The sequence below is a fragment of the Mesorhizobium sp. M8A.F.Ca.ET.021.01.1.1 genome, from assembly GCF_003998025.1.
GTDB lineage: Bacteria > Pseudomonadota > Alphaproteobacteria > Rhizobiales > Rhizobiaceae > Mesorhizobium.
Map to the genome: position 1 here is coordinate 1 of NZ_RZSJ01000607.1, position 3658 is coordinate 3658.

At 64.5% G+C, this 3658-nt stretch carries 5 protein-coding genes; 2 read left to right on the forward strand and 3 right to left on the reverse strand.

The genetic code is table 11. From position 1 onward, the window contains the following. Both EOA36_RS30660 and dusB read right to left on the reverse strand, forming a co-directional pair. The coding region (locus EOA36_RS30660; RefSeq protein ID WP_127280669.1) for a histidine kinase dimerization/phospho-acceptor domain-containing protein at positions 1 to 492 on the reverse strand (492 nt) is incomplete at its 3' end. Next, positions 489 to 1517: a tRNA dihydrouridine synthase DusB gene (gene dusB / locus EOA36_RS30665; protein WP_127280670.1), complete on the reverse strand. Its 1029-nt coding sequence runs from the start codon at positions 1515 to 1517 to the stop codon at positions 489 to 491. The genes dusB and EOA36_RS30660, both read right to left, overlap by 4 nt. A gap of 141 nt (positions 1518 to 1658) precedes the next feature. On the opposite strand from dusB, the gene EOA36_RS30670 reads away from it, so the two are divergent. After that, positions 1659 to 2888: a bifunctional 2-C-methyl-D-erythritol 4-phosphate cytidylyltransferase/2-C-methyl-D-erythritol 2,4-cyclodiphosphate synthase gene (locus tag EOA36_RS30670; RefSeq protein WP_127280671.1), complete on the forward strand. Its 1230-nt coding sequence runs from the start codon at positions 1659 to 1661 to the stop codon at positions 2886 to 2888. Beyond that, a complete protein-coding gene (locus tag EOA36_RS30675) occupies positions 2885 to 3394 on the forward strand; it encodes a CinA family protein (RefSeq protein WP_127280672.1) in 510 nt (169 codons plus the stop codon). Before EOA36_RS30670 ends, EOA36_RS30675 begins: the two co-directional genes overlap by 4 nt. Here EOA36_RS30675 and EOA36_RS30680 read toward each other — a convergent pair. Continuing rightward, a partial coding sequence (locus tag EOA36_RS30680) for an SRPBCC family protein (protein WP_281040093.1) occupies positions 3370 to 3658 on the reverse strand: 289 nt, incomplete at its 5' end. The two genes, EOA36_RS30675 and EOA36_RS30680, sit on opposite strands and share 25 nt — an antisense overlap.

Genomic DNA, 3658 nt, shown 5'->3' on the forward strand with positions numbered 1-3658 from the left:
CAGCTGGGCCGCCCCCCTGATACCGGACAGCGGGTTCTTGATCTCATGCGCCAGCATCGCCGCCAGGCCGGTCACCGAGCGCGCCGCGCCCCGATGCGTCATCTGCCGGTCGATCTTGTCGGCCATCGACCGCTCCTGGAACATGACCACGACGGAGCCCGGAAATTCCGGCACCGGCGCGACGTAGAGATCGACGACCTTTTCGATGCCGAGGCGCGGTGACGAGACGTCGACCCGATACTCGTTGACGGGCGCGCGGCGCTCGCGCACCTGGTCGACCAGCGTCAGCAACGGGCTGCCGAAAGGTATGAGTTTGGACAAGGTGTTGCGCGCCAGCATGGTCGCGCTGGAGCGAAAGAAATCCTCGGCATCGGCGTTGGCGAAGATGATGAACCCTTCCTCGCTGATCATGATCACCGGGCGACGGATCGTATTCAGCACGATCTGGGCGGCATCCGCTATTTCGGTGCCTTGGCCAGCAGTGGCGGTCATGCGGCGCTCCGCAGGTTCATGGTTTGCGGATCGCGCGAAAACACATCGCGCAGCAAGGCAATGACGCGAGCGGGTTCGAACGCGGTCATTATCGCTTTTCTACTGTCGCCAGCGACACCCCTGGCATGTCGATCGAGATACCAGCCCAGATGCTTGCGCGCCTGGCGCAGGCCGCTCTCGATGCCGTAAAGCGCCAGCATGTCCTGGTAATGAGCAATGATATAGTCGGAGAGCGCCTGGCGGGTCTCGGGAACGCCGGGCGAAAATGTCCCGGCGGCGGCCGTAGCGATGCTGCCGGCGACCCACGGCGCGCCATAGTGGGCGCGGCCGACCATCACGGCGTCGGCGGCGGACTGTTCGAGAATGACCGAGGCTTCAGCCGGGGAGCAGACATCGCCATTGGCGACGACCGGGATGGAAACGGCCTCCTTGACGCGAGCAATGGCGCGCCAGTCCGCCTTGCCCTGGTAGAACTGGCAGCGTGTGCGGCCATGGACCGTGACCATCCTGACGCCAGCCTGCTCGGCACGGCGCGCAAGGACGGGAGCATTGAGTGCCGCCTCGTCCCAACCCAGCCGCATCTTGACCGTCACCGGCACCTTGACGGCGCCGACCACGGCCTCGATCAGCGAGAGCGCGTGGTCGAGGTCCAGCATCAATGCCGAGCCGGCATAGCCGCCGGTGACCTTCTTGGCCGGGCAGCCCATGTTGATGTCGATGATGTCGGCGCCTTCGCCGGCGGCGATCCGTGCGCCTTCGGCCATATGCATCGCCTCACGGCCGGCAAGCTGCACCATATGGACGGGCAGGCCGGAATGACGTATGCGCAGGTCGCAGCCAGCCCTGCCCTTGGCGAGTTCGCCGCTGGCAACCATTTCGGATACGACCAGGCCGGCGCCGTGCGCATGGGCGCGCTGCCTGAACGCCTCGTCCGTAATCCCGGACATCGGCGCGAGGAAGACGCGGTTGCGGATTCTCACGCCACCGACGTCGAGAGGCGCGGCCAATCTGATCAAGTTAACCATGCACAAAAACCAAGCATGTCCATTCGTTGCACATTCTCTAGCCAGATCGAGAGAAATGTGCAACGCGGAATGACGCCACATTGAGGCGCAATTGGGAAAATGCTGGCCTTCGGCCTTGGCCGCGACTAGGACCAGACTTGGATGATTGGCGCAACTGAAAATCAGGCTTCGGATCCGGGTGGTAAAGTCGCGGTGGTTATCGTCGCGGCCGGTCGCGGCGCGCGCGCCGGACAGACCGATGGCCCGAAGCAATATCAACGAATTGGCGGGCGCGCCGTCATCGCGCGCGTCATCGATATTTTTCTCGCGCACCCGCTCATCGGCCGGATCGTCGTGGCCATTCATGCGGAGGACCGCGAGCTTTTTCGGCAAGCCGTGGGCACCGATGCCGATCGGGTGACGGCAATCGCCGGAGGCGCGACCCGGCAGGATTCGGTTCGGCTCGGGCTGCAGGCGCTGAGAAGCTACGCGCCCGACAAGGTCCTCATTCACGACGCCGCGCGCCCCTTTGTCGACATGGATCTGATCGACCGCACCATCGCGGCGATCGGCGAACGCGAGGGCGCGCTTCCCGCCCTGCCCGTCGCCGACACGCTGAAACGCGAATCGGCCACCGGCACCGTCGGCGAAACAGTCCCCAGGAGCGGGCTGCACGCGGCGCAAACGCCGCAAGGCTTTCCCTTCCTCGCGATCATGACCATGCATGAGGAAGCCTACAACAGAGGCAAGACCGACTTTACCGACGACGCATCGATCGCCGAATGGATGCAAATGCCGGTAAAGCTCGTTCCCGGCTCGCCGGACAATGTCAAACTCACCTGGGCACGGGACATCGCCATGGCACACCAGCGGCTTTCCAGCGAACGGATGCACTTCCCCGACATCCGGACCGGCAACGGCTACGACGTCCATGCCTTCGAGCCCGGCGATCACGTCACGCTCTGCGGCGTGGCCATCCCGCATGACAGGAAATTGTCGGGCCATTCCGACGCCGATGTCGGCCTGCACGCCCTGACCGACGCGCTGCTGGCGACGTGCGGCGCCGGCGACATCGGCACGCACTTTCCTCCGTCGGATGCGCAGTGGAAAGGCGCCGCGTCGCGAATATTCGTCGAACATGCGGCAAGACTGGTGCGCGAGCGCGGCGGGCGCATCGCCAATGCCGACATCACACTGATCTGCGAGGCACCGCGCGTCGGCCCGCACCGCGAGGCGATGACATCAGTCCTTTCGCAGATGCTGGGCATTTCCGCCGACCGCATCTCGGTCAAGGCGACGACCAACGAGAGGCTCGGCTTCGTCGGCCGCGAGGAAGGCATCGCGGCGATCGCCACTGCCAGCGTGGTGTTTCCCGGCGAGGTTCCGGAATGACCAACAGCGACCTGGCAATCGCCCTGTTTGAGGCCTGCCGCGAGCGCGGCATCATGCTGGCGACGGCGGAAAGCTGCACCGGGGGCATGATCATTGCCGCGCTGACCGACATTGCCGGCTCCTCCGCCGTGGTCGATCGCGGCTTCATCACCTATTCCAATGAGGCCAAGATGGACATGCTCGGCGTTCGCGTCACCACGCTCAACAGGCATGGCGCGGTGTCCCGCGAGACGGCGATCGAGATGGCAGCCGGTGCGCTTGCCCGATCGCGCGCCGGCCTCACCCTGGCCGTCACCGGCATTGCCGGTCCGGGTGGCGGTTCTGCGGAAAAGCCGGTCGGGCTGGTCTGGTTCGGCGTCGCCGTGAACGGCCAACCCGTGACGGCTGAACGAAAGCTGTTTGCCGACAATGGTCGCGACTTCATCCGCCGGGAAACGGTCAACCATGCGCTCAAGCTTGGCTTGCAGGCGCTTGGCGAGAGTCAGGCCGCCGGTGTCTTGCCGTAGATGACATCAGCGCGTTTTTCGAAAGCCTCGGCGAACATGCGGAAGGCACGGTCGAACATCGTGCCCATCAGCGCGCCCAGGATACGGCTCTTGAATTCATAGTCGATGAAGAAGCGCACGGCACAGCCGGCGCCGTCCGGCTCGAAACGCCAGACATTGCTCAGATATTTGAACGGGCCATCGATGTACTTCACATCGATGGCGTTTTCGTCGGGCTTCAGCAGCACCTGGGTCGTGAAGGTCTCACGGATCGCCTTGTAGCCG